The following is a 25903-nucleotide window of genomic DNA, read 5'->3' as shown; positions in this document are numbered from 1 at the left end:
CGACTGTTGTTATCCCGGGCTTGACCCGGGATCCATTACATACATATATAGTCAGGAAGGAGAGTAGGTTTTTCGAGGTGAGGTAAAGGCCGTGGTATCTGTTGCGTTCGTCTGTCCATCGCAAGTCTGTCCTGCATTGGGGTCTGGCCCAGTCGCTTCTTTTGATAAACAATTACTCAATTTAGTTGTTAATCAATTAGCCCTCCATTTAGAAAAGTCAGCCGGCCCTACCGATGCAACCGAGGCATTATTGGCTAGGGTGCAACCAGCCTACCGCTGCGCCGAAACCTTTGGGCAGTTTTTATTTTTTCTCAATCCCACCTTTGCTGCTCAATTGCGTCAAAATGTCGGAACAAAATTTTTTGCCGAATTAAGCGATATTATTCACTCGCCCAACGAAGAGTTAGCCATTCAATCGTTAACCAATCTTGTGCAGCGATTATTATTAGCCGAAGATTTGGCGAGTAGCGATGCCCTAACGCAAGCCATTTTGGCTTTAAAACCCGAAACGTTTGCCGGGCAACAAGCCCTTAAAATAGCTCAAAAACGCTTGGCCATTTTGTCGGGAAATGGCTCCTTTGTTGAATCGCTACCCATGAGTGCAGCTCACCTTTTCAATGTAGGGAGCGACCCTAAGTTTTGGGTACCCATGGTGTTAGCCGGGCCTGTTGGCCAAGTGGTTAGGGCAAAAACAGCTTTAGGTGTAGGGAGGACAGGGGTTGCCTGGCTGGGCCGTGGCACCATAGGCCGGGCCTTAGTGGCAGGGAGCACAGGCATTGCTTCGGAAGTAGGCGTTGCTACCCTGGGCTCCACGAGTCTTGCCTATTGGGATGGCGACTCCCAAGCCTTCCATCATTTTGGCGAACGTTTACAACACATGGGTTTGGCGGTTGCGGTCTTTCGGGTCACCGGTTTGGGCGCTCAATGGGGGCTTGCTCAAGTGGGCAGTACTAGTTTAAACCCCTGGGCAATGGTGGCTCGTAAAGCCGTGCCTCATGTCACTCAAGGAAGTGCTTTGGGTGCTTTGCAGGTCGTTGAACAGGGCTTAGGCTGGCAACCTCAACGTGGAGGCGGGTGGCTCATGGCCGATGTGCTTACGCAATGGGGTCATTTGAATTTGCTGGGCCCGGTGACCTATGATCTACAGCCCTTATCTTTGAGGAAATATTTAGGCAAATTACATTGGGATATGGTTAAGGTGCCAGGTCTTGGCGAGCCGAAATGGGCGTGGCAAACCCCGGCAGGGCCTTTTATAAGTCAAATGTCAGGGAAAGGTACAGAACCAGCCAGCCGACCTGGGGCCCACTTATTTCCCAAAGGTAAAAAATCTTCTTGGCCATCTCGTCAATTCTCAAAATTGGATTTAGATGCTATCGCCGGTCCTTTGGAAGAGGTTCCTCCTTTCTATAGCAATTATTTTTCGATATTTCGAGCGAATGCAGAAAGAGTTTATCGACATTTTACCAGGGCAGGGGTTGACTCTGCCGAAATCAGAAGGGATTTACAACAGCTCAGTGTTTCATTCAACACATTAGATGCTATGTTACCCAAGGGCGCTAGATCGCGATATCGTGCTTTGCTACTTCACGATATCAACAATTCCGTCGCGGTTTTGAAGGGGTATGCTGAACTGCTGCCTGGTGGAAAGCAACTCAGTCCCGAACGTTTAAAAGATATAGAATTTAATTATTATCTTATCGATGACTTGTTTAGTCTTGCTTCGGGAAGGATGCCCACCCAAAGGGCAATTCAGTGGGGTGAACTAACGCATCGTGTCTCTGAGTATTTAAGCTCACAGGCTCAAGTGACTGTCCGCCTTCACTATCGGGAATCTTCAGGTTACCCTGGCTTGGTCTTTCTAGCTTTAAAAAATTTGGCAGTTAACTCTGTAGCTTATCAAAATCCGGTGGTACCGCTTCGAGTGAATTTGGAAGTTTATCGTCATTGGGTGAAATACGAAGATAATGGCTCAGGCATTCCAACCAAGTTCTTGGGGGACTTATTGGAGTTTGGCAATAGGGCTGGTCGAACCGATGATGCCGGGACTGGGGTTGGAACTTATGCGGTTGCTAAGGCGGTGGCGGTTCATGATGGGGCCCTTCGAATTGAATCGGCGGTAGGGAAGGGCACTCGCTTTGAACTGCGTTTTGGGCCTTTGAGATCTACGCGTGCAGATTATCCCCCTCAAATCATGATGCCTAATGATAGTACTCAGAGCTTACAAGAGCCATCTGTGCAGAAGTGGGGCCGTGATCAATTACCCCAGTTGTCTGAGAGTACTTTCTCCTTAGGGTACGGGAATAGGGTTGCAGATTGGGAGAGATTTGTGGCGAGAGAGCTGCAACTTTTGCCCACTGATTCTGTGACGGTGCGAGTAGGTACAGGGGGTCCCAGCATTCCAGAAGGTTTGGCACGACAGATGTTACAATTATGGGTGCAGAATGCCCGAGAATATGCTCCCCCTATTGTCAATGGGATTCCAACCCAAGAGCCAAGGCAGCGCTGGGCTCAAATGGCTATCCAAGTGGATCCGCAGCGGATCATATATCAAGATAATAGTGTTGGAATGACCCCCTCACGAGAGCAGCAATTACAACAAATTGTTGGTTCTTTAGGGGGTACCCTGCAAATTCAGTCGGTACCAGGGGTTGGGACACGGTATGAAATCAACTTCCCCATGCTTCATTAAAATCACCTTGACTCCACCCCTTATCATCCCCATTTGAAAATATATGCGCTTTGACCGCTTTACCTTAAAATCCCAAGAAGCCATGGAGGCCATGGCCAAATTGGCCACGGAATATGGCAATCAAGAATTACAGGTCGAGCACTTGCTTGCCGTATTATTGGCCGATGACGAGGGCTTGGGCCCTACCTTATTAAAAAGGTTTGGGGCTAGCCCGGCTAGCCTGCATGCCAGTGTTTTAAAAGAAATTGCTAAATTCCCTAAGGTGCAAGGGCTGGGTGATCATTATCTTTCTGCTCATTTAAAAAAAATATTGAATCAGGCAGAAATTGAGGCAAGTCAGCTCAAAGATGAATATGTCAGCGTTGAACATTTTCTTTTAGCCATCTTAGAGACACCTGGCACCTTTTGTGCAAACTTATTGCAGCAACATGGCCTCAACAAAAATAAATTATTACAAGTGTTAAGTGAAGTTCGCGGGAGTCATCGCGTGACCGACCAAGCCCCCGAAGGGAAATACCAAAGCCTAGAAAAATATACTCAAGATCTCACCGCTCAAGCTAAGGCTGGGAAATTAGACCCGGTGATTGGCCGAGATGAAGAAATCAGGCGCATCATGCAAGTGCTCTCCCGGCGCACTAAAAACAATCCGGTGTTGATTGGCGAACCTGGGGTAGGCAAAACCGCCATTGTGGAGGGTCTGGCCCAACGCATTGCCCATGGCGATGTGCCCGAGTCCTTGAAAAATAAGCGGTTGCTGGTTTTTGATTTGGCCGGTTTATTGGCAGGCACTAAGTATCGGGGTGAATTTGAAGATCGGCTTAAAGCCTTGTTGAAAGAAATCAAATCTGCCGGTGGCGAGATTATTTTGTTTATCGATGAGCTGCATACCTTAGTAGGGGCCGGCAGTGCCGAAGGTGCGATGGATGCTTCTAACATGCTCAAACCCATGCTGGTGCGGGGTGAATTACGCTGCATTGGTGCCACCACTTTAGATGAATATCGTAAACATATTGAAAAAGACCCCGCCCTCGAGCGCAGGTTTCAACCCACTTTGGTGGGTGAGCCTACGGTGGCTGATACCATTGCCATTTTGCGTGGTTTAAAAGAGAAATACGAAGTTCATCATGGGGTGCGTATTAAAGACGATGCTCTAGTGGCTGCGGCCATGCTTTCCGATCGTTACATCTCCGATCGTTTTTTGCCCGACAAGGCGATTGACCTGGTTGATGAAGCGGCAAGTAAGATTCGCATGGAAATCGACAGCCTGCCCACCGAAATTGACGAGATCGAGCGTAAAATTCGCCAGCTCGAAATAGAGCGGCAGGCTTTAAAAAAAGAATCGGGTAAAGAGGCCAAAGCGCGACTTAGCGATTTAGAAAAAGACCTAGCCAACCAGCGTGAAAAAAATCAAACCCTCAAAACACAATGGCAAAGTGAAAAAGAGGCCATCACGCAAATTCGTCGGGTGAAAGAACAAATTGAAAAAGGAAGGGGTCAGGTTGAACTAGCCGAGCGCAAAGCCGATCTTAATTTAGCCGCCGAGCTTAAATACGGTAAAATTCCTGAACTAGAAAAACAGCTCCAAAAATTTAATGAAAATCTCACCGTCTTACAAAAAGAAAAGTCGATGTTGAAAGAAGAGGTCGAAGAAGAAGACATCGCCGAAGTGGTTTCTAAATGGACCAAAATCCCGGTTTCAAAAATGATGATGGGTGAAATGCAAAAACTCATCCATATGGAAAAACATCTAAGCGGCCGCGTGGTAGGCCAAGACGAAGCCTTGGCCAAAGTGGCCAATGCCGTACGCCGCAGCCGCGCTGGTTTGCAAGACCCTAATCGCCCCATCGGGTCCTTTTTGTTTTTGGGCCCCACCGGGGTGGGTAAAACCGAAACTGCTCGCACTCTAGCCGATTTTCTTTTCGATAACGAGCATGCCATCGTGCGCCTCGACATGAGTGAATATATGGAAAAACACGCGGTTAGTCGGCTCATTGGCGCCCCGCCTGGTTATGTGGGTTATGAAGAAGGTGGGCAACTCACCGAGGCCGTGCGCCGCATGCCTTATTGTGTGCTACTTTTCGATGAAATCGAAAAGGCTCACCCCGATGTGTTTAATATTCTTTTGCAGATTTTAGACGATGGCCGCTTAACCGATGGGCAAGGCAGAGCCGTCAATTTTACCAATGTGGTTTTAATTATGACCAGCAATGTCGCTACCACGGCACTTAAAACTACTTTTAAGCCAGAATTTTTGAATCGCATTGATGAAATCATCATTTATCAATCGCTCGATGAAAAACAAATTCGTTCCATTGTTGATATTCAACTTGCGCGTTTAGCCAAGCTGTTAACTACTAAAAAATTGAGCATTAAAGTAGAAGACCAGGTAAAAGAATTTTTTGCCCAAGAAGGTTATGACCCCAATTATGGGGCCAGGCCCTTAAAACGCACTATCCAACGCTATTTGCAAGATCCCCTGGCGTTAAAAATTTTGGAGGGAGAATTTAAAGAGGGAGATAAGATTGAAGTGAGTTTAGACAAAGCAAAACAGCTCCAATTAAAAAAACTATAAATGGTAACTCCAACAATCCCGAATACTCTTTCCCTAAGACTGAGGCGTTGCGTAGATATCAACAAAATACTTGCAAGTAAATTGTATTTATATACAATTTACTTATGCCCTCTTTTGGCTCTGAAACACGCTACTTATTTCCTTTTATTATAGAAGATCTCCAAGAAAAGATGGTGTTTTTGGGGGGGCCTCGCCAAGTGGGGAAAACTACTTTAGCAGAGACCCTACTTCATAACATTCCTGGGCAGTACTATAATTGGGATAAACTTGGGCAACGCAATGCTGCGCTTAAGGGCCAGTGGGCTCCGAAATCGAACCTTATTGTGTTAGATGAATTTCATAAATATAAAAAATGGAAAACCTGGCTGAAGGGTGAATATGATACTTTAAAAGGGAGATTTAAATTTCTCCTTACCGGTAGTGCAAGGCTCGATCTTTACCGTCGTGGCGGAGATTCCCTTCAAGGTCGCTATCATTCTTACCGGCTCCATCCCTTCTCACTTGCAGAAATTCATGCCTTAAAATTACAAACCAATCCCTTTCAACCCCTTCAGTTTCGTTCTGGGCATTGGATTTCTGATTTTAAAATGCTGCTTCGTTATGGCGGATTTCCGGAACCTTTTGTTAAACAGAATGATCGACATTGGAGGAGATGGCAACAAGAAAAAATTGAGCGTCTTTTAAAAGAAGATATCCGTGATCTTACGGTTATCCAAGATGTTGGTAACTTGGCTCTCCTTGCTGATCTGCTTCCTTCGAAAATTGCTTCTATCCTTTCCATCAATTCTTTAGCAGAAGATCTGGGGGTCAATTTTAGAACGGTGGCCCACTGGTTTGATGTGTTTGAACAATTTTATTACTGCTTTCGCATTCCGCCTTACCAAACTCGGAAAGTGGCAGCTGTCAAAAAAGAAAAAAAGTTGTATTTGTGGGATTGGTCTTCAATCAAAAATGAAGGTGCCAAACTTGAAAATATGGTTGCTAGCCATCTACTTAAATTCTGTCACTACCTTGTAGATGTAGAAGGTTACAAAGCAGAGCTTCATTTTTTGAGAGATTCAACAGGAAAAGAACTTGATTTTTTGATTACCATCGATCGACAGCCTTGGTTTGCAGTGGAGGTAAAAAATCATGACACTCAAATTGCCTCTTCACTTTATTATTTCAAAAAGCGTCTTAATATCCCTCAAGTTTACCAGGTTACTACCGATGAAAATCAAGACTACGAAAAAAAAGGAATTCGTGTCATGCCCGCAAGCCAATTTTTAACTGGCTTAGTATAGTAGTCTGACTAGCGCATCCTGTTGTTGAATGTACCATTTTTTGTTTCGTATACAGATCGTATACGTTTTGTACTAACCCCTATCTTTTTTTGCAATTCATATAGTTGCTGGTTCCGATAAGTAAAATATGGCTGAGATCAACAGCATTCCATTTAATGATTTAGCCCGGTTAGGGTTTCACCTTTATGATCCGAGAAATACAGAGACTATGTTTGTAGGAGAAACCGGCGTTACTCCGTCGAACTGGGAAAAAGTCTATATTTTCACTCCAACGGGCATAACGGTAAAGGGGGATTTTGATACATTTTATAGAGTCGTTCAGAAAGCGCTCTCGGGAGAAGACTTTATTTACAAGCTAGGAAATAACAACGGTAAATTGCGCCAAACATCCTGGATGGAATTTTCTAGAGGTGAAATTGTTGAAGAGGGCCGTCTTGTAGAAGAAGGTGCCCATGCATGGGAAAAATTTGTAACCCATTTTGAGAATCATCAACCTATCTTGGAAGAAGAGGGTAGAATGGTATTTTCATCAGAAGTATCGGCTTCGTTTTTTATGGAAGTTGGATTAGGTGATCCTAATGAAAAAGTAATTGCGAGTAGTCTCTTTGGTGGGTCTGCCATGATGGTTTCTGGAAGAAAAGAATATCGACCTCATAAATTCTATAAAACAAAAAATTGGAAAACATTATCCGAAACCGAGTGTTTTTTTGGAGAAGATAAGGTTCAGAAATGCAAAACTCCAGCAGAGAATCAAAGAAAACTAAGACCAACATCACATGGCTGGATTATTACAATAAGGGGCCATCCATTTGAGGTAATTACTGATCCACATGAATCGCACGCGAATTTTGGATTACTTCAAGAAATTGCAACCGCTCTGGAACGACTACCAGAAAGTATATTGATTCAACTTTCAAACCATCTCAGTTTTCATACGATGAATTATCCGAGGACACGTGATGATCTTCGTCTTTTTCGGGAGCGATTCAGTGGCACCCATTGGGAATTGCCAGATGGAAGAATGATTACGCTTACAACTCAAACCCCTAATTCAGAAAGCCGTTATATTAAAGAAAATTTTCCTTTATTAATAGAGGGCACAGATGGCCAGTATATTGATTCGGAGTGGAGAATATACCTCAGCGGATCTAGTGGGTCTACAGTCATGCATGAAATAGGTCATTGTGTTATGATTGATCTGTTTGGGGAACCCTTTATGGAAGAAATGAAGTATTTATGGCAACAATACCTTTCTCAAGCAGCCAAGGCCTGTAATTTTACAGATGAAGAGAGAGAGCTTATACTTGCACCCGACTATCATTATTCTACAGAATCTGTTGGGGAGGATGGTTTGCAAAAACGCCTAGTAGACTCTGGATGGTTTCCAAATTCGTATTCTGTCAAAAATGAGCATGAATTTTGGGCAGTCCTTTTCGAAATCGCACTTGCAGATTCACAAAAACTAAGAAATCTTCAGGCCACAAGACATTATGATCCTATTGTTGATGCCATTCGTTTAGCCATGACTGATAATACCCCGTCTTCACAAAGACTGGACTTACTTCGTTATCGTTTGGTTGGATTCTGACACTCATCGTTAATTTAATTGACAAACTAAGACACCAAACTCAATTTAGCCTCTGCTTCAACAAACTCTTTTTTATTGAGCTTTGATTTTCGGGATTTTGATTTAGAATTGGATTTAGCCTTGCTAACTTTTGGGGCCTCTTCCGGAACTTCTAAGGCTTGTAAATAAGGCAACACCTTCTCCTTCAAGAATTTTTCAATCCTCAAATTTATAAGCTCAGGTTGTTCCACCAAGGCAGCATGAGAGCCCTTTTTGATAACGAAGAGTTCGCTTTCTTGAATAATCCGATGCATCTTTTTTGCAATCCATACCGGGGTAAAATAATCTTCTTCTCCACCCACAATAAGTGTAGGAACACGTAGTTTTTTTAAAATATATTCTGCGGTATGCGATTGGATGCTTTTGGTGAGTTTGGTAAAAAATTCAGGGTCTAAACTGGTGATGTGGTCAATATATTTTTGTACTTCTTTTTTAGGTGCCATCCCCGTATTGACCATCTTTAAAAGCCCACCGATTTCGAACCAAAAGGGGTTTTTGAGCAAAATCGAAGTTAACTTGGCACCTTGTTTAGGGAAAAGACTGCCAATTAAAGTTGCGGCTTCGAAAATATAAACGCTTAAGGGTGAATTATAAAAACTATCCATGGGTCGGCCCATGGTGCCCATACAGCTCACGATTCCTGCGACATATTCAGGGTAATGATGATAAAATTCCAAAAGCACTTGCAGGCCAATGCTGTGCCCAATGAACAGTGCTTTTTTCACATCCAATGCATCGACTACAGCCTTGCAATCTTCGACCAAAGATAAAACCGAGAGGGGTTTGCTTTTATGAGGCAGCTCGGAAAGCCCGTGCCCACGGTAATCCCAGGTGATGACTTGAAATTGATGTTTGAAATGATTTTCTAAATATTTCCAAAAAAAAGTAGAAACCCCCATGCCATTGTTGCAAATAATCGGCAGCCCCCAGCCCATTGATTTGTAGTAAATTTTGGTGCCATCAACGCTGGGCACAAAACCCTCTTTGAGGCGAATCAGTTGCGCCAGCTTCCCTCGGTTTTTAATGGTTTTTTGTGCATTTGCTTCTAGATTCATTTGTCTTTGGGGGGTAACACCCACACTTTAAAAAAGCAACGGTAAACTCCGTATTGACAGCCATTTTCGAAAACTATATAAGGGGTGGCCATGCAGAAAATAAAAGTTTTGTCCCCTGGTAAGGTTAATCTTCGGCTTGATATTCTTAATAAGAGGAAAGATGGCTTCCACGACTTGCGCAGCATCATGGAGCGGGTCTCCTTCGCCGACGAATTAGAGATTTCTCTATTAGAAAAGGGGATTGAACTTACCTGCAACAACCCCGATCTCCCTTTAGACGAACGCAATATTGTTTATCAGGCCGCCAAAGAAATTTTGGCTTATTCCAGCCGAAATATTGGGGTGCAGATCCACATTACTAAAAATATTCCAATTTCCAGTGGATTAGGGGGCGGTTCTTCTAATGCGGCAGCTATTTTAAAAGGGGTTAATACCTTACTTAAGCTTAAGCTTTCTCGTGAAAAACTCATGAAAATAGGCACTAAATTAGGTGCCGATGTGCCGTTTTTCTTACTCGATGGGCCGGCTGTGGCTGAAGGCATTGGCCACGAATTAAAGCGCATTCGTTCCATGCCGAAATTATTTATGATTTTGGTTAATCCCAATCTGCCGGTTTCAACCGAATGGGTTTATAAAAATTTTATTATTGAATCAACCGAGGCCGTCAGACCTGGTTCTGTTAAAATCCCCAGTATCTTTAAAACCAAGCGGGATGTGGTAAAACTCATGCATAACGATTTAGAAAAGGTGACCACCCGGCGTTACCCTGTGGTTAATGAAATCAAAATCGCCCTGATGAAACTAGGCGCCATGGGGAGCCAAATGACCGGGAGTGGGCCTACGGTCTTTGCTATTTATGCAGATAAGGTCAAACGAGAAGCAGCTTACGACAAGCTCATCTCGGTGCATGGTGAGGAGTGGAAGATTTTTAAAGCAGAGAATTTAGCTGCTTGAACTAAATAGAATACAACCGATGGAGTCAATATGCAAATCACCGAGGTTAGAGTCTTCCCTGTCGATGAAGATCGTTTGAAGGCCTATGCTACGATTACTTTCGACGATTGTTTTGTAGTTCGGGATCTTAAGGTTATTAGTGGTAATGCGGGTTTGTTTGTGGCCATGCCCTCCAAAAAGCGGAAAGATGGCACTTTTAAAGATATTGCCCACCCCTTAAATAATGACTTTAGGGCCACTTTAGAAAAGACAGTCCTCGATGCCTATGATAATGCCATTCAATCAAATAAAGGCCAAGGCGGAGAGGGCAAAAAGGCCCAAGTGGGTGAAGAACCCGAGGGTTATTAGGAAACTGTCATTGCGAGCGAGCCTTAAGGCGAGCGTGGCAATCTTGCTTTGAACAATTCTCCCTTATATTTATTGGGGCGTCGACAAGCGGTAAGTCACTGGATTTTGATTCCAGCATTCCCAGGTTCGAATCCTGGCGCCCCAAAAATTTGTGGCAGCAAATTTTTCCTCTATTTTCCCATGCTATTTTCTAGTGCCACAAATTTAGAAAATGGCATGAGAAAATGGAAAATAGAGGTATACAAGCCGAGTTAAAAGGTCAGCCTTGTATAGCCAAATTAGAAATTAGGGTTGTTTTTGTTATGCCGTAGTGCTAATCGGGCAACCCATGTTAGACCAGCATAAAATCAAGATTTTCCATGGTAATTCTAATCCCGCCCTTTGTCGGGAGATTTGCAATTGTCTAGGAATGCCAGAAGGGAAGGCCGAGGTTAAACGCTTTTCTGATGGCGAAGTATGGGTTGAAGTGCAAGAAAATGTTCGGGGTGCCGATGTTTTTGTGGTGCAGTCTACGTCTCATCCGGCCAATGAACATTTAATGGAACTTTTAATTATGATCGATGCCTTTAAGCGGGCGTCGGCTGAGAGCATCACAGCAGTGATTCCCTATTATGGCTATGCCCGCCAAGATCGCAAGGTTCAGCCTCGTACGCCCATTACTTCAAAATTAGTGGCTGATCTATTAACGGCGGCGGGTGCGCATCGGGTTTTATCGATGGATCTGCATGCCGGCCAAATTCAAGGGTTTTTTGATATTCCCTTTGATCATCTTTATGGCACTCCGGTTTTGCTCGATTATATTAAGAATAATTTAGGGGACGATTTAGTCATGGTCAGCCCCGATGCGGGTGGTACCGAGCGCGCCAGGGCCTTTGCCAAACGGCTCGATTGCAGCCTCGCTTTGATCGACAAACGTCGGCCAGCCCCCAACCAATCAGAGGTGAGTCACATTATCGGTGAGGTCGACGGCAAAACAGCGATTATTGTTGATGACATGGTCGATACCGCTGGCACCCTAACCCAAGGTGCTCAAGCCATTAAGAAAAATGGGGCTAAAAAAGTTTATGGTTTAGCCACCCATGGGGTTTTATCGGGGCCTGCTTTAGAAAGAATCAATCAATCTTCTTTAGAAGAACTCATCGTGACCAATACCATTGATCTGAATGACAAGTTTACAAAATGTAAAAAGCTAAAACAATTGTCGGTAGCCCCTTTGTTGGGGGAGGCAATTCGCCGCATCTATGAACGGGATTCGGTTTCATCATTATTTGTATAAGAAGTAATAGAGGTTAAACATATGACCACAAGACAAACCATTGAAGCAACCATTCGTGAAGGTGTTGGTAAGGGCGCGGCTCGAAAAACCCGGTTTAAAGGTTTAGTGCCTGCTGTGCTTTATGGCATGCAGCAAGAAGCCATGCCCTTAGCCGTGGAACCCAAACCCATTTTGAAATTATTGTCAAAAGGAGCCGGTTCTACTGAGCTGCTCGATCTTAAAATTGGCGAAAACGCCCCCATTCCTGTTTTGATTAAAGATTATCAAGCCTCGGTTATCCGGCGTGATTTGCAACACATCGATTTTTTAAGAGTCGATCTTACTAAAAAGATTCAGGTCGAGGTCCCCATTAAATTAATCGGCAGGGCAGCGGGTGTGCAAGAAGGTGGGGTTGTTGAAGTACTCACCCGTCGGCTTGACGTGCGTTGCTTACCCACTCAAATCCCAGAAGCCTTTGAGTTAGATGTTTCAGCATTAAACATTGGCCAATCTTTGCATGTGAGTGATTTAAAAATTCCACCTGAAGTTGAAGTGCTGACTCGTCTTGAAACCACGGTTGTGTCGGTGGTTGCGCCGGCTCCTGAAGAAGTGGTTGCTGCAGCTCCTGTTGAAGGTGCCCCGGCTGAACCCGAAGTACTTACCGAGAAGGCTGGTAAAGAAGAAGCGGCTGTTGAGGGTGAGAAAAAGGGCGATAAAAAGGCCGAGAAAAAATCTGAAGAGAAAAAATAACTATTTAAACCTCGCTGTCATTGCGAGGAACGAAGTGACGAAGCAATCTCAAAAAGCATGTGCTAATTTATGGCCGCATTACCATTATTGGTGGTTGGTCTGGGTAACCCCGGGACTGAATACGAAAAGACCCGCCATAACGCTGGTTTTTTGGTTCTCGATCAGCTTGCCCATGAAAATAAATTGGGTTCTTGGCGGCAAAAATTCCAAGCTAAATTTGTGCAATGGGTTCATGATGGTAAAAAGGTTTATTTGATAAAACCTCAAACCTTTATGAATCTCAGTGGAAAAGCGGTGGCGGCATGGTTGCAATTCCTCAAATTTGAACCCAAAGATTTGCTCGTGGTTCATGACGATGTTGATTTACCTTTGGGGAAGATCAAATTAGCGTTTAATCGTTCGGCGGCAGGCCATAACGGAGTGCAATCTATCGTTGAGGCCTTAAACTCTCAAGAATTTAATCGTTTGCGGATAGGGGTGGGCCGCCCGGCTCACAGAAACCAAGACACCGCCGATTATGTTTTGAAACCTTTTGATACCCACGAGGTCAAAGTCTTGCAAACCACCCTTCAAACTTCACTGGCAGCCTTGCTCCATTTTATTGAAAAGGGCCTTGATTCTTCAATGCAAATGTATAATACGTCACCGTCGTCATCCCAGCCTTAGATCCGGGATCCATGATAATCGTCGTCATTCCGGGCTAAGACCTGAGGATCTATGGTAATCGTCGTCATCCCGGGCTTGACCCGGGATCCATGATAGTTAAACCTTGCTCCCAGCCATCATAAGTTAGGGGCCACAGAGTCCAAAAGGAGTTATTGAAGTGAAAGAATACGAAACGCTTTATATTTTAGCGCCCGCTTTAACCCAAGCCGCGATCGATAATCTAAAATCAAAATTAGAAGGCATTGTTAAAAAAGATGGTGGCCATGTTTTGATCCATACTGATTGGGGCAAACGCAAACTAGCCTTCAGCATCAAAAAACAACGCAATGGGCATTATTTTTATTTTCAATATATTTCGCCCGGTGGCAGTGTTGCTGGGATCGAACGTAATTTAAAGTACGATGAAAATGTTTTACGTTTCATGACCGTTCAGCTGAGCGATAACGTTGATGTTGAAACTCGTTCGAAACAAGAAATTTTACCGCCCCCGTTAGCGCCCGAATATTCCGAAGAACGTGAAAGACCACCCCGCGTCCAACATTATTAAGAAGAGGTAATTTATGGCTACTGCCTATACAGCAAGTTCAAAAATAAAAAAGAAACTTTGTCGATTTTGCCAAGATAAAGATTTTACCCTCAACTATAAAGCTCCGCAGCATTTATCGATGTTTATCACCGAGCGGGGGAAAATCATCCCTTCTCGTATTACGGGTAATTGTGCCTATCATCAACGTCGTTTAACCAGCGAAGTCAAACGATCGCGCATCATGGCTTTGCTGCCCTTTACGACAAATCATAGTTGAGTTGCTCAGTTGACAATATTATTGCAAGCCTTTCGTGGTGCCTCTGTCATTGCGAGGCCAGCAGGGCGAAGCAATCTCTCTTGTAATATTATGTTAAGAACACCTGCTGTAAAAAATTCAAGCCTTGGGTTATTAGCCATCGTGGGGTTTTACCTTTCGGGCCTTTTTGTTTGGCTCACCCCTCTACCCATCGTTTATATTTTTAAAACAGTTTCTCGACTGGCCGCTTATAGGGTCGCTTGGGTAGCTGGAGTTATTTTGCTGGCGATTTATTGGGGGCTTCTGCCTTGGTTGGGCGTAGAGGCCTTTCACGCCAAGTTACCCTTTTTAGTTTTACCCGGTGAACCTTTTGTTTGGCTTGGCTCCATTCAGGTCATTTTTTATTTGTGGATGGGTTTAACTTTGGCTCACTTAGAAGCGAAATCATTAAGCACTTCTCAATTTTTTGGGCAATGTTTGATGAGTATTTTAATCTTAGTCGTGATTGTTCTGGGGCTACTGCTAGCTAATCTGGGGTGGAGTTTTTTATATCAACAGGCTTATGCATTTGTGCAGAGTGTGATGGATGAATTAATTCGCAAGCAACCGGCTTTTCAAGCCCATCAAGCCGAGATCATTCGTTTTACAGTATTAGCTGCGCCGAGTTTTTTTATTATTTTTGCCTTATTACTTTCTGTGCTTCAAGTTTGGCTGATGCGAACGGTGTTGGCCAGATATGGGTTTTTTCAAAAATTACAAGAATTTAAAAAAATACAATGGCCGTTTCCTTTGGTGTGGAGTGTGGCTGGGTTGTTTCTAGTCATGATTTTTAACCAGTTTTTATTCAAAGTCGAGATCGTTGATGGTTTGATATTGAATGGATTAATGATCATTGGCTTCATTTATTTTTTACAAGGCCTTGGGGTTTTGAGTTTTTATTTGAACAAAATAAAGATGTCTTTTTGGTTGCAGGTATTAGCAATGGGGGTGGCCGTCCTATTTTTAAGCCCAGCAGCTTATTTATTAATAGGCGTGGGTTTTTTTGATGCGTGGTTTGATTTTCGAAAGTTAAAGTTAAGTTTATCAGCAAAGGAGTAAGTTATGGAGTTAATCTTAATTGAAGATGTTGATCATTTAGGTAAAGCCGGTGAAGTCGTTAAAGTAAAAACAGGTTTTGGCCGCAATTATTTATTACCCCAAAAAAAGGCCATCTTAGCCGATCGGGGCAATATTAAAAGTTTTGAGCAACGCCGCAAGATGGTCGAACGGCAAAACGAATTGCGTCGCCAGCATTATCAAGAGTTAGCAGCAAAAATAAATGGCGCCGAAATTACCATTCAAAAAAAGGTAGGTGCCGAAGACAAAATCTTTGGTTCGGTTACCAATCATGAAATTGCTGAAGCTTTGGCAGTCAAAGGTTTTTCCTTAGACAAAAAACATATTTTGATTAAAGATCCTATTAAGACCATCGGAACTTTTGAAATCGAAGTCAAATTGGCTCAAGATATTTCGGCCCCCATTAAATTGTGGGTGGTGCGTCAGGAATAGCTTATGGCAATCCCCAGTCCTGTTCCCAGCGAAGAGGATCCTTATAAAGTCCCGCCCCAGTCTCTCGATGCAGAGATGTCGGTGCTGGGTGGCATCTTGATCGATGGGGAGGCCATTCATAAGGTCGTCGATCTTTTAGGCCCCCAAGATTTCTATAAAAAAAGCCATAATTTAATCTATAAAGCGCTGCTCAGTTTATATCAAAAGAGTGAACCGGTTGATGTGATTTCGCTCGCCAACGAGCTAACCAGTCAAGGCGATCTAGAAAAAGTCGGAGGTTCTCCTTATTTAGGGTTACTGGCTGCCTCGGTGCCTAGTTCAGCCAATATTATTCATTACGCCAAGATCGTGCGTGAAAAATCCATCATGCGTACTCTCATCAACGCAGCTACCGATATTGTCAGCCAAGGCTACGATGGTGCGGGCAACGTCGAGGCCATGTTAGACGATGCCGAAAAGGCCATTTTTGAAATTACCGCCAATCGATTCAAGCGGCCTTTTTACTCGGTGCGCGAAATTGTTAAAGATGCGTTTAAGAACATTGAAGAACTTTATGAAAATAAAGAAAAACTTACTGGGGTAACCACGGGTTTTAACGACCTCGACAAAATCACCTGTGGTTTACAAAAGGCTGATTTGATTATTGTGGCGGGCCGTCCTTCAATGGGAAAAACTGCCTTTGCTTTAAACTTGGCCTTAAATACCGCCATGGCCACCAAAAAAGCCGTGGCCATTTTTTCTTTGGAAATGTCTAAAGAATCTTTAGTGAATCGTTTGTTATGTGCCGAGGCTGGGATCGATTCTTCAAAATTGCGCGGAGGATTTTTGCGCGAAAGTGATTGGCCCAAATTAACCCGGGCCGCAAGCCAGCTCTCGGAGGCACCCTTATTTATTGACGATACCGCCGAAATTACCCCTTTAGAGATGAGGGCTAAGGCCCGGCGGCTGGTTCGTGAACATGACTTAGGTTTGGTAGTCGTTGACTATTTGCAACTCATGCGATCGGCATCAAGATATGACAGCAATCGCGAGCGAGAAATTAGCGAAATATCGCGGTCCATGAAATCGCTCGCCAAAGAACTCAATATTCCGGTCATTGCCCTTTCTCAGCTTAATCGTAGTTTAGAGGGCCGCCAAGATAAACGCCCCATGTTATCTGATCTGCGTGAGTCGGGTGCTATTGAGCAAGACGCCGACCTCATTACCTTTATTTACCGAGACGAAGTTTATAACCCCAATTCCCCCGATGCTGGGATTGCCGAGGTTATTGTCGGTAAACACCGCAATGGCCCCACCGGTGTGGTACGCCTAAAATTCTTTAAAGAATTTACCCGCTTTGAAAACCTAGAAGAACATTTAGGCGATAACATCCCAAGTTTTAATAATTAACCATGTCATTCTGAGCCCAGCAGGGCGAAGAATCTTCCATTTATGACTGCCTTTTCCGTTATCATCCCCACCTATAATCGCTTATCCCTTTTGCAAAGGGCCATTGCTTCCATCTTAGCCCAATCCCACCCAGTAGATGAAATCATCATCATCGACGACGGTTCAACCGATAAAACCGCTGAGTGGGTACAAAATCTAAATGAACCTCATATCCAATATATCCACCAATCCAACGCTGGCCCCGCTGCAGCCCGCAATTTAGGTGTTCAAAGGGCCAACGGCGAATGGATAGCCTTGCTTGATTCGGATGATGAATGGTTGTCTAATAAAATTAAAGTTCAGCTAGAATTTTTACAAAAGAATTCTGATTATCAAGTTTGCCAATGCGAAGAAATTTGGCTCAAAAATGGCCAACGCATTAATCCACACAAAAAACATCAAAAACATTCAGGCTGGATTTTTAAAGAATGCCTGCCCCTGTGCATCGTCAGCCCATCGGCCACAGTTTTTTCGAAAAAGTTATTTTTAGAAGTAGGCGGTTTTGACGGAAATTTGCCAGTTTGCGAAGATTATGATCTGTGGCTTCGCATGGCCTTGCGTAGCCCGATGATGACTTTATCAGAGCCTCAAATTGTAAAATACGGCGGGCACGCCGATCAATTATCAAAACGTCATTGGGGCATGGATCGGTTTCGAGTGCAATCGTTAGAAAAAATTTTACAACAAGAAAAACTTACCCCAGAACAAAAAACCTGGTTATTAGAAGAATTAATTCACAAATTAAAAATTTTAAGCCAAGGGTTTAAGAAGAGGCACCCCTTGGTAGAGAACCCTTACGAAGAAAAGATAATTAAATGTCATTCTGAACCCAGCAGGGTGAAGAATCTTCATTTTAGAAAGTCCTTATGCAAATCGTAGTTGCGACAGGTAACGAAGGGAAATTGAGAGAAATAAGCAATGTTCTATCTGGCCTACAATGTCATTGCGAGGCAAGCCTGCCGAAGCAATCTTCCATCTTACCTATTCAAATCTTATCTTTAAAAGACTTCCCCGGCATCAAACCAGGCGAAGAAGACGGCCATACCTACCTCGAAAACGCCCGTAAAAAAGCCCTCCCCATCGTGCAAAAATTAAACCAATGGGCCTTAGCCGATGACACAGGTTTAGAAGTCGAGGCCCTGCAAGGCGCTCCGGGGTTGCACGCCGCCCGTTATGCCGGCCCCGATTGCTTGCCAGCCGATAATATCAAAAAAATGTTAACTGAGTTAAAAGGCATCCCTTTCCCAAAACGCAAAGCCCTCTTTAAAACTGTGATGGTGTTACTCGGGCCTAAGGGCGAAGAATATGTGGCTGAAGGAATTTTGCCTGGCTATATTGCCGAACAACCCGCTGGCACCCACGGCTTTGGTTACGACCCCATTTTTTATATCCCTTCTCTCAAAAAGACCCTAGCTCAACTAACCCCGCTTGAAAAAAACAAAATCTCCCACCGCGCCCAAGCTTTGCTGAACTTAGCTGGAATATTGAAGAACTTGTCTTGACCTGCAGTAATGACTGTTATAACATTGGTATAATGGTAAAAGGAGGTGATACAAATGCCTTTGGTTAAAAAACTCACTAAAATTGGTAATAGCTATGGGGTTATTTTGCCTGCAGATATTTTAGATTTATTGGGCATCAAACCTGAAGATGAGCTTGAGATGACTGTGGAAAAAGAAGGCCTATTAATCCACCCTTCTCGCAAAGAGAATAATTTGGTCATGCAGGCCTTCACAAAATTTGTTGATCAATATGACGAAACCTTGAAAAAATTAGCCCAATAATGTTCCTATGGAATGGATCTATCTTAAAAAGAACCAAGTGTTGGCCATGCATCAGGTGCTTATTCAAAAGTATGGAGGTACTTTGGGCTTGAGGGATGAAGGGCTATTAGAATCAGCTTTGGCTCAACCCCGGCAATCAGCATTTGGAGAAGATTTGCATCCCGATATTTTTTCTAAAGCTGCTACTTATGGGTTTAGTTTGTCAGAAAATCAGCCGTTTTTAGATGGCAACAAACGGGTTGCAACAGCGGCAATGGGTACCTTCATGATGGTAAACGGTTATCGGTTAACTTGTACTGAAAAACAACTTTATGAAACCATCATGAAATTGGCTAATCACAAAATATTACGAGATCAATTGGCCCATTGGCTTAAGAAAAATTCCAAAAAAATTAAGTGAACGAGCCAATATCATTGCAAGTTTCACCAAAAAATATTTCATTGAGTTCTTTCGTTAGAGACTGATAGAGAGTACAATCTTTGATCACGGGGAGTAACTCAGACCGGTAGAGTGCCAGCTTTGGGAGCTGGAGGTCGCAGGTTCAAATCCTGTCTCCCCGACATGGAAAAAGCGATTAAAGTTATTTTAAACAAGCTATTTGAAGCAAAAAGAAGACGCCGAAAAGATTTAGCGCAATTACCGATTGAAGAAAAAATAAAGATTCTTCTAAAGCTTCAGGCTATGGCGGTACCCATCTTAAATAAAAGAGGACTTCACAAAAAACCTTGGGAAATATGAATTGAGTTATCTTGTTTTTCCACGAAGCACCCCAGTTAAAATTTTAATTTGGCCTCTTACCGTTTTTAGTTGCTATTTGTAAATCGCATGACGGAGGAACATTAAACTCAATTGTTACAATGAGTTACCTTTCCTCCGTCATACAATTCTGTCCGAAGTGCTGGGTTCATGAAGGGACCCCCTCAAAAAGTTCTTGAGTGTTAAGTTCCAAAATCTCAGCAAGCCTACCTCGAAATGCAATCGGGACCGGATACCAATTTCTAACCCATCGACTCAATGTTGAATGGTGAACTCCGAGTTCGTGTGCCACCGCGATGCTCGAAAGTCCTAATCTAGCCAAAGCTAATAAGTAAACTTTTTCGATTAACATAACTTGCTCCTTTTTCCACCAATGATGGCAACAAAGGAGGTTAGAAGCTAATCCTTTAAGACGACAAGTCATGTCGTTGTTTTAGGTTTTTTAAGAATGATTTCCGTCAATAGATTTTTGAAGGGCTTTATGTTGCCGCCAATTATTTTCAATAACTTTAGAAGATAAACTGAATCCATAGTTTGAAGAAAGCAGACTCGCTACTTCTGCTATTGAACTTTTGACATTGTAGCTTTGTTTTCTCCAATATTCGACCAGGGAATAAATTATAGGCCGCTGATTTCCTAGTCTTACCAGTTGGGAATTATTGCCCCTTTTCCAACGCTTTCTCTTAAAATTCCATTTACCCTTAATATCCTCATAATGCTCTTTATTGTAATCTAGATGCTCAGTTAAGGCCTGCTTTATAGGCAGAATATGATTTTTGATTAAAGAATCATCTCCACAGAATATATTTTCTTTCAAATCGTCCAATATGGATAAATAATTTTTTATTTTTTCCGTATGTAATATTACAAAAGGAATTGGTCGAGGGGCTCCCTTCCCTTTACTGTGAATACTAAGTAGGGCGTAGATTTTTAATTCGATATGGCAGTTTTTGTATTTTAACATTTCTTTTTTAAGTGCTTGATATTGACCTTTTCTCTTAGTTTTCTTCATCAACGAATCAATCTTTCCAAAATAAATATTTTTCATTAGTTTCTTAAAATGAAAACTTAGTAAGGATCTTTTTTGTTCTTTCAATAACGGCTCTTTTTATAAATCCTTCAACAGTTTCTGAACGGACTTCTGCGGCTTTAGTAAGTAGTTTGTAGTCTTCCGGAGGGAAACGTACGCTGCGTGCAATTCTAGGCTTCACCCTTGGCAGTTTATCCCATGGCCGACCTGGCCCTCGTTTAGATTTATCTTTCATAATCCAATTAAATACCAGAATAATTAATATGATGTCAAAATAAATATTGACCACTAACAATTAAAATGATATCAATTTAATATGAAATTAGCCATATATGCTCGAGTTTCCACTTCCCACAATGGACAAAATCCTGAAACGCAACTAATACCACTTAGAGAATATGTAAAGAGTAGGGGATTTGTAGTCTTTAAGGAATACGTCGATTTTGCTTCGGGCATTAAGGAGAAGCGAGCCAACTTGAGTCAACTCCTTATTGATGCTAGAAAGCGTAAATTTGATACAGTATTGGTATGGAAACTCGATCGTTTAGGGCGTTCACTTAAGCACTTGGTGAGTCTAATAGAAGAGTTTCACGCATTAGGAATTCAATTCATTTCCTATTCTGAGGGAATGGATACAACTACTCCTTCGGGAAAGTTACTCTTTAATATTGTAGGTTCTATTGCTGCTTTTGAAAGAGATTTAATTAGAGAAAGAGTTAAGGCTGGGCTTGACCGCTCTCGAGCTCAAGGCAAGCGTTTAGGACGGCCTACGATTCAATATAAGACTGAGCAGATTAAAATCCTAAAAGAACAAGGGCTTTCTACTAGATCCATTGCAAAAGAAATTGGGGTAAGTAACGCTACTATTTCCAGAGTGTTACAAAACCCTCAAAAATATGTCTCCATATCTTGTTGAATTTACTGATTTGCAAAGGAGTTATTTGGGCTGTTACAAATCATTTGTTTTGTAACAAGATTTTAATTTGTAATCTATAAATCCGAGATGTCATAAATTAATAAATGTTCAGAGGTAAGTACGTATAAAAAACTATCATCAGCCAATAAAGCTCCAATTTTCCCATTACCAGTATCTAAATCTCCAATATTGGAACTGACACTTAAATTCGAAAGATCATAAACTTGAACTTGTCCATTATAACCACCTGTAATGGCCAAATTTTTTGTCGTAATTGCTGTTAAAGGAACACTAGGAAGTCCTATTTTCCCCGCACTTTTGATTTGAGTTGGGTCAGATACGTCAAGCACATTGAGATTCTGCGTGAATGCATAAAGGATATTAGCTTTTAATTTATCTTGGAACAACATTCCATTACTCCAACTATCCTCAAGAAAATAAGAAGGTAGTTCTATGGGATTGGCTGGGTTAGTTACATTCCGAATATGAAGGTGTGTTTCTTTATGGGGAGGATTCACTATTTGCTGTTCCCCGATTAAAAAAATATGATTGTTAAAATATTTTAAAGATGTTCCACTAGCGCTTCCACTTGGGTCTCCAATTCTGAAGGCCGATTCTAAAATTGGACTTTCCAAGCTGTCAATATTGTAGATGTCAATAAAGGTACTGTAATTAACATAAATAATATTCATGGATTCATTTAAAGCCAAATGACCATTTGAGTAACAACCGCCCACTCCCTTTTGAAGGGAGGACATTGATACAACATTAGGAAAAATGGGGTTTGTTGATAAATCATAGATGGATAATAATTCTCCATTAGCTGTCATTTCATTTGTAAGTGGTCCTTTTAAACAACCTTGAACAAAGAGAATATTATCTTTAATCAGTGGAATGGGATTATTGGCCGTTTCAAATAATCCATTAAAAATTGGTGTTTGTGGATTTGTAAGGTCAACTACTTCCAAATATCCGGGGGATCCTGAAATTGCCCCATTGCCAATTCCAATGAATAGCTTATTTTGATACTTAGCTAGCCCAACATATTGGGGGATTTTATTTTCTATAGGTGCATTGAAATTATAAGTTCCAACTAAATTGAAGAAATCAATATTAATTACCTTTAATTTAAATATTTGAGACGTAGTATTGTTTGCGTCGACATATGCTGTCCCAACAATATTGAGAACTTGTCCTCCTTGACTGGAGGAAGTTTGATATGAAAGGGATTTATTAATGCTTAGAGCTTCATCTGATCCCTGCAAAGTCCATTTATATTTAATATTAAGATTGAATGGCGAACATGCTGTTAAAGCAAAGTTTGCAACACCTGTTTCTGTGACTGATACGACATCTTGTGAATACTCTGTAATTTGAATAATAGCATCATTACTACAATTAGTATTAGGATTGCTTTTGTTAGTAGGATTAGAATCTGCTATTTTATCCGAGTTGTTTTCGGTTTGAGAAGAATCATCATTAGTTTGAGTTTCGTTTTTTCCAGTGGGCTCATTATTTTCTGTTGAATTGTTATTTTGCGTAGTTGGTGATCCGCAACCTACAAGGATAGCAATTAGAAATGGAGTTAGTATTTTAGTTTTCTGCATAAATTTTAATTTTTTTCATTACGATAAGGATTAATAACCTAATTATTCTCCTCATAATTTTTATCTTGAATCATTCCAATTCTTCTAAATCTTGATAGTTGTTCAGTGGGCTTAATGGTTTTAAATAGTTACTTGGATTTAATGGCCTAAGAAAACTTCCTGAATTATACGAATTAGAGGGGTTAATGTAACCTCGCCGACCAGTAAAAGGGTTGGAGTTTCCCCTTGTAGACCAATTATTGTAAATATTATTATCTCGAGTGGTCTTGTAATGGCCAGGAACGTAAGTCCCATTGGTTCTGAAATAAGGATTTATATACTGAATGGTTTGAGCAACACCAAGATTTGGGATAAATATCACAAAGAGTAAAAGTAGGGTTTTCATATTTCCTCAAGTTGAATTAAAATGTTCAAATGCAGATTCGGTAGCATATAATGAGAAATACCAATTTGCTGATTGCCATCCCAACTCGTGAAAAAAGTTATATCGAACCAGATCCCAACCTTCTGAGGTAAATGGTGCTTGATCATAAAGCAGCAATCCAATCTGGAGTGTAATTATAATTGATAAAGCAATAGTTCCTATTCTAAGAAACCAAACAATTACCTTTTCAAATCTGCTTTTTAAGGGACCTTTCCAAATGAGATAAAAGGAAACTACAAAACCAATTAAACTGTATGTCAATAGAATCCCCCCAATTGGTAATATAGGAAAAATATCTTTGAGCCATTGGATACTCATAACAACCATGTTCAATATTATTACTAACAGAATAAATAATAAAATTTTTTTCATACAATCAGATCACTAAAGTTTAATTTTCTAGTTCTTTGGTCTATTGAGCACATGTAATATTGAAACCATTATTAGTACGATGATTAATCCAAAACCTCCTGCAGCTAAATCTTCTATTTTTAATTTATTCACTATTATAGGCTTTGAATATTTGGCCAAGAATTCGTAGACAGAACTAATGTTTTCGAACAAACCAATGACACAAAAAAACAGCATAACCCCTGCTGTTGATAAGTAAAAAACTGTTAACAAATATACGAGAATAACTGTTTTTTCTGAGCATGCCTCCGTAGTTGCTTTTTTGCGTGTTACGATTAAGAAGCTGACAATGAAACATATAGCCAAATAACCCAGTAATATCTTTGTGTTACTATTCATGAATTTTTTAAATTTTAATCTTTCAGTTAAATTCAGTTAATTTCACTAATGCCATAAGTTGCGATACTAATATTTAATTCTTGAGAAATATTTTTAGAATTGGATTTTTGGGCATTAGTTATCTCATAGGAAATGTTTCTAAATTTAAAATATTTACCAGTTTTTGAGTTATGACAATGCCTCTCATACCAAGGGACCCCCCAATAATCGCAACGCGTTCGACAGTAATGGCATCCATCTGCTGCTGTACGACCAGGATGTGTGTAGGCTTGGGAAGAAATAAGAAGTGGAATAAATAGAAAGACTATTATTACTACAATTGAGCGACGCATTCTTTACACTCCCCCAGCATCGAGCCTTGCATAAGAACAGATAGGTGCCATATCCCCATAATTTTAAAAAAGCCATGCTAAAATATGGGTGTCTTATTTATATTTATAAGAACATGTTTTTAAGAACACGTGTTCCTATGCAACGTATTAGCTTAAATGTAAAGAATGGATCTTCCCAAAGCGATGAAAGCTTTAGCCAAAAATGTGAAAAGTCTAAGAATTTCAAGGGGATTAACTCAAGAAAAAATGAGGGATTTAGGATTTAATTATAGATATTTTCAAAAAATTGAAGCAGGGCATGTTAATGTGACCTTAGATACGCTTGTAAGGTTAGCAAATACTCTAAAATGTAATTTGCCAGATCTATTGAGATAAGGCCTCTTCTTCCTCAAAACGTAGTCTTTGCTTGCTATGCTACATTCTATTAGAGCTCAATAAGGGTTCCGGAACATTAATGCCTAACTCCTCCAGCTTGCTTCTAAGCAATGCATCAATTTCTGGTTCAGACATGACTTCCACATTCATCGAGGCGATTCGTTCCACGGGTTTGTAGCCTGCACGGTCAAGCAGATCAGCAACGGCTTTTTGTCGGACAGCTTCCGATTTTGCGGTGAGGGCATGGGTAATCATTCTAATTGCACAAATGCGACTGCCTTTTTGGAAAAGCTCCTGAGGTTGGCTTTTTGTATCCAATCCTAATTCTTGGATTGTTGTGATAAGAGGTAGCCATTCCTGCTCAAATGTTTCAGGAGTAAGCCCATAGGAGCTTAAAGAAGCATTTATTGATTCCCATTCGCCTATAATTTTTGAATGCGGTATGGGTTTGATATTCTTACGATAGGCATACTTTTTTAAAAACCTATCTTGCTCCTTTGCTGAAGCAAAATGCACAGCCTGGATAGTTTCTCGAATGAGTTTAGTGTGGGGTTCTTGTTTGCCACTCCCTTTAATATCGTTCCGTTCAGCAATTTCTTTTAATTGATCGATTTCTACTTCATCGAATCTCAAATTGACTTGATAACTCATCATTTCTCCAGATTAATTTTTTTACTCCCTATTTACTCCCAACATGTTCAAAAACCACTCCAAAACAGGTCAAAATTGATTTGCCTAAATAAAAGAATGATGCTTAAATCCATTTGAATATTAACTGCTTGGCTATTGAAGGCAGGGTCGATCTGCGAAGCTTTGGGAGCTGGAGGTCGCAGGTTCAAATCCTGTCTCCCCGACATGAAAAAAACAATTAAGGCCGTTTTAAATAAGCTATTTGATTTGACCCCGATTTCCTGTCCAGGAAACCGGGGTCAGATCAGCCAATCATGAAACGGCGATTGCCTTACACTTTA

Annotated in this window: 30 protein-coding genes and 2 tRNA genes; 23 read left to right on the top strand and 9 right to left on the bottom strand. The window is 41.5% G+C overall.

All coding sequences use genetic code 11. The features are described from left to right. The first annotated feature begins 136 nt into the window (after positions 1–136). From HYU97_03125 to HYU97_03110, 4 genes are all read left to right on the top strand, one after another. Entirely contained in the window at positions 137–2689 is a 2553-nt protein-coding gene (locus tag HYU97_03125; GenBank protein ID MBI2335738.1) for a sensor histidine kinase, read from the top strand. A gap of 43 nt (positions 2690–2732) precedes the next feature. Next, the gene (clpB, locus tag HYU97_03120; protein ID MBI2335737.1) at positions 2733–5261 is read left to right on the top strand and encodes an ATP-dependent chaperone ClpB; all 2529 of its coding nucleotides are present in this window, start codon (positions 2733–2735) and stop codon (positions 5259–5261) included. 104 nt (positions 5262–5365) lie between these two features. Continuing rightward, positions 5366–6544, top strand: coding sequence for an ATP-binding protein (locus HYU97_03115; protein MBI2335736.1), 1179 nt, complete (start codon positions 5366–5368; stop codon positions 6542–6544). A gap of 127 nt (positions 6545–6671) precedes the next feature. Then, the gene (locus tag HYU97_03110) at positions 6672–8132 is read left to right on the top strand and encodes a hypothetical protein (GenBank protein MBI2335735.1); all 1461 of its coding nucleotides are present in this window, start codon (positions 6672–6674) and stop codon (positions 8130–8132) included. 26 nt (positions 8133–8158) lie between these two features. Here the strand turns inward: HYU97_03110 and HYU97_03105 are convergent, their stop codons facing one another. After that, the gene (locus HYU97_03105; protein MBI2335734.1) at positions 8159–9226 is read right to left on the bottom strand and encodes an alpha/beta hydrolase; all 1068 of its coding nucleotides are present in this window, start codon (positions 9224–9226) and stop codon (positions 8159–8161) included. 90 nt (positions 9227–9316) lie between these two features. On the opposite strand from HYU97_03105, the gene HYU97_03100 reads away from it, so the two are divergent. The 17 genes from HYU97_03100 to HYU97_03020 all read left to right on the top strand — a co-directional run bounded on the left by HYU97_03100 (position 9317) and on the right by HYU97_03020 (position 19480). Continuing rightward, a complete protein-coding gene (locus HYU97_03100) occupies positions 9317–10180 on the top strand; it encodes a 4-(cytidine 5'-diphospho)-2-C-methyl-D-erythritol kinase (protein MBI2335733.1) in 864 nt (287 codons plus the stop codon). A 30-nt stretch (positions 10181–10210) separates the two neighbouring features. Next, a complete protein-coding gene (spoVG, locus tag HYU97_03095) occupies positions 10211–10528 on the top strand; it encodes a septation regulator SpoVG (protein ID MBI2335732.1) in 318 nt (105 codons plus the stop codon). Between the two features lie 73 nt (positions 10529–10601). Beyond that, positions 10602–10673, top strand: a tRNA-Gln gene (locus tag HYU97_03090). Between the two features lie 183 nt (positions 10674–10856). Further along, entirely contained in the window at positions 10857–11804 is a 948-nt protein-coding gene (locus tag HYU97_03085) for a ribose-phosphate pyrophosphokinase (GenBank protein ID MBI2335731.1), read from the top strand. Between the two features lie 21 nt (positions 11805–11825). Then, positions 11826–12533 carry a 50S ribosomal protein L25/general stress protein Ctc gene (locus HYU97_03080; GenBank protein MBI2335730.1) on the top strand — a complete coding sequence of 236 codons (708 nt, stop codon included), beginning with the start codon at positions 11826–11828 and terminating at the stop codon, positions 12531–12533. A 69-nt stretch (positions 12534–12602) separates the two neighbouring features. Then, the gene (locus HYU97_03075) at positions 12603–13199 is read left to right on the top strand and encodes an aminoacyl-tRNA hydrolase (GenBank protein ID MBI2335729.1); all 597 of its coding nucleotides are present in this window, start codon (positions 12603–12605) and stop codon (positions 13197–13199) included. 157 nt (positions 13200–13356) lie between these two features. Further along, positions 13357–13746, top strand: a complete 390-nt coding sequence (rpsF, locus tag HYU97_03070) for a 30S ribosomal protein S6 (protein MBI2335728.1) — start codon at positions 13357–13359, stop codon at positions 13744–13746. Positions 13747–13759: 13 nt separating this feature from the next. After that, on the top strand, positions 13760–14002 hold the full coding sequence (locus tag HYU97_03065; GenBank protein MBI2335727.1) for a 30S ribosomal protein S18: 243 nt from the start codon (positions 13760–13762) through the stop codon (positions 14000–14002). Positions 14003–14011: 9 nt separating this feature from the next. Then, positions 14012–15079, top strand: coding sequence for a DUF2232 domain-containing protein (locus HYU97_03060; GenBank protein ID MBI2335726.1), 1068 nt, complete (start codon positions 14012–14014; stop codon positions 15077–15079). A 3-nt stretch (positions 15080–15082) separates the two neighbouring features. Beyond that, positions 15083–15529, top strand: a complete 447-nt coding sequence (locus tag HYU97_03055; protein ID MBI2335725.1) for a 50S ribosomal protein L9 — start codon at positions 15083–15085, stop codon at positions 15527–15529. A gap of 3 nt (positions 15530–15532) precedes the next feature. After that, positions 15533–16918, top strand: coding sequence for a replicative DNA helicase (gene dnaB / locus HYU97_03050; protein MBI2335724.1), 1386 nt, complete (start codon positions 15533–15535; stop codon positions 16916–16918). Between the two features lie 42 nt (positions 16919–16960). Continuing rightward, positions 16961–17836 carry a glycosyltransferase family 2 protein gene (locus HYU97_03045; protein ID MBI2335723.1) on the top strand — a complete coding sequence of 292 codons (876 nt, stop codon included), beginning with the start codon at positions 16961–16963 and terminating at the stop codon, positions 17834–17836. Continuing rightward, the gene (rdgB, locus tag HYU97_03040; GenBank protein ID MBI2335722.1) at positions 17824–18459 is read left to right on the top strand and encodes an RdgB/HAM1 family non-canonical purine NTP pyrophosphatase; all 636 of its coding nucleotides are present in this window, start codon (positions 17824–17826) and stop codon (positions 18457–18459) included. Before HYU97_03045 ends, rdgB begins: the two co-directional genes overlap by 13 nt. 54 nt (positions 18460–18513) lie before the next feature. Continuing rightward, positions 18514–18741, top strand: a complete 228-nt coding sequence (locus HYU97_03035; GenBank protein MBI2335721.1) for an AbrB/MazE/SpoVT family DNA-binding domain-containing protein — start codon at positions 18514–18516, stop codon at positions 18739–18741. Between the two features lie 7 nt (positions 18742–18748). Then, positions 18749–19141, top strand: coding sequence for a type II toxin-antitoxin system death-on-curing family toxin (locus HYU97_03030; GenBank protein MBI2335720.1), 393 nt, complete (start codon positions 18749–18751; stop codon positions 19139–19141). Between the two features lie 87 nt (positions 19142–19228). Beyond that, a tRNA-Pro gene (locus tag HYU97_03025) sits at positions 19229–19302 on the top strand. 1 nt (position 19303) lies between these two features. Then, entirely contained in the window at positions 19304–19480 is a 177-nt protein-coding gene (locus tag HYU97_03020) for a hypothetical protein (GenBank protein ID MBI2335719.1), read from the top strand. A 166-nt stretch (positions 19481–19646) separates the two neighbouring features. Here the strand turns inward: HYU97_03020 and HYU97_03015 are convergent, their stop codons facing one another. The 3 genes from HYU97_03015 to HYU97_03005 all read right to left on the bottom strand — a co-directional run bounded on the left by HYU97_03015 (position 19647) and on the right by HYU97_03005 (position 20763). After that, positions 19647–19850, bottom strand: coding sequence for a helix-turn-helix transcriptional regulator (locus tag HYU97_03015; protein MBI2335718.1), 204 nt, complete (start codon positions 19848–19850; stop codon positions 19647–19649). A 90-nt stretch (positions 19851–19940) separates the two neighbouring features. After that, positions 19941–20510: a hypothetical protein gene (locus tag HYU97_03010; protein ID MBI2335717.1), complete on the bottom strand. Its 570-nt coding sequence runs from the start codon at positions 20508–20510 to the stop codon at positions 19941–19943. Positions 20511–20553: 43 nt separating this feature from the next. Continuing rightward, the gene (locus HYU97_03005) at positions 20554–20763 is read right to left on the bottom strand and encodes a hypothetical protein (protein MBI2335716.1); all 210 of its coding nucleotides are present in this window, start codon (positions 20761–20763) and stop codon (positions 20554–20556) included. Between the two features lie 81 nt (positions 20764–20844). Between HYU97_03005 and HYU97_03000 the strand changes: the two genes are divergently transcribed. Next, entirely contained in the window at positions 20845–21444 is a 600-nt protein-coding gene (locus HYU97_03000) for a recombinase family protein (protein ID MBI2335715.1), read from the top strand. Positions 21445–21518: 74 nt separating this feature from the next. Here the strand turns inward: HYU97_03000 and HYU97_02995 are convergent, their stop codons facing one another. From HYU97_02995 to HYU97_02985, 3 genes are all read right to left on the bottom strand, one after another. After that, positions 21519–23051 carry a hypothetical protein gene (locus HYU97_02995; GenBank protein ID MBI2335714.1) on the bottom strand — a complete coding sequence of 511 codons (1533 nt, stop codon included), beginning with the start codon at positions 23049–23051 and terminating at the stop codon, positions 21519–21521. Positions 23052–23442: 391 nt separating this feature from the next. Further along, entirely contained in the window at positions 23443–23847 is a 405-nt protein-coding gene (locus tag HYU97_02990) for a hypothetical protein (GenBank protein ID MBI2335713.1), read from the bottom strand. Between the two features lie 410 nt (positions 23848–24257). Next, positions 24258–24557 (bottom strand): hypothetical protein, encoded by a 300-nt coding sequence (locus HYU97_02985; GenBank protein ID MBI2335712.1) that lies wholly within the window; start codon positions 24555–24557, stop codon positions 24258–24260. Positions 24558–24722: 165 nt separating this feature from the next. Between HYU97_02985 and HYU97_02980 the strand changes: the two genes are divergently transcribed. Then, positions 24723–24932 carry a helix-turn-helix transcriptional regulator gene (locus tag HYU97_02980; protein MBI2335711.1) on the top strand — a complete coding sequence of 70 codons (210 nt, stop codon included), beginning with the start codon at positions 24723–24725 and terminating at the stop codon, positions 24930–24932. Positions 24933–24971: 39 nt separating this feature from the next. Here the strand turns inward: HYU97_02980 and HYU97_02975 are convergent, their stop codons facing one another. Beyond that, complete coding sequence (locus HYU97_02975) at positions 24972–25583, bottom strand: hypothetical protein (GenBank protein ID MBI2335710.1); 612 nt, start codon at positions 25581–25583, stop codon at positions 24972–24974. A gap of 47 nt (positions 25584–25630) precedes the next feature. Further along, positions 25631–25771 carry a hypothetical protein gene (locus HYU97_02970; protein ID MBI2335709.1) on the bottom strand — a complete coding sequence of 47 codons (141 nt, stop codon included), beginning with the start codon at positions 25769–25771 and terminating at the stop codon, positions 25631–25633. Positions 25772–25903 lie beyond the last annotated feature (132 nt).

This window comes from Deltaproteobacteria bacterium (assembly GCA_016183235.1).
In the GTDB taxonomy this organism is placed as follows: domain Bacteria; phylum UBA10199; class UBA10199; order DSSB01; family JACPFA01; genus JACPFA01.
The sequence above is the reverse complement of the archived record's forward strand: the minus strand, read 5'-3'. Positions and strand labels throughout refer to the sequence as shown.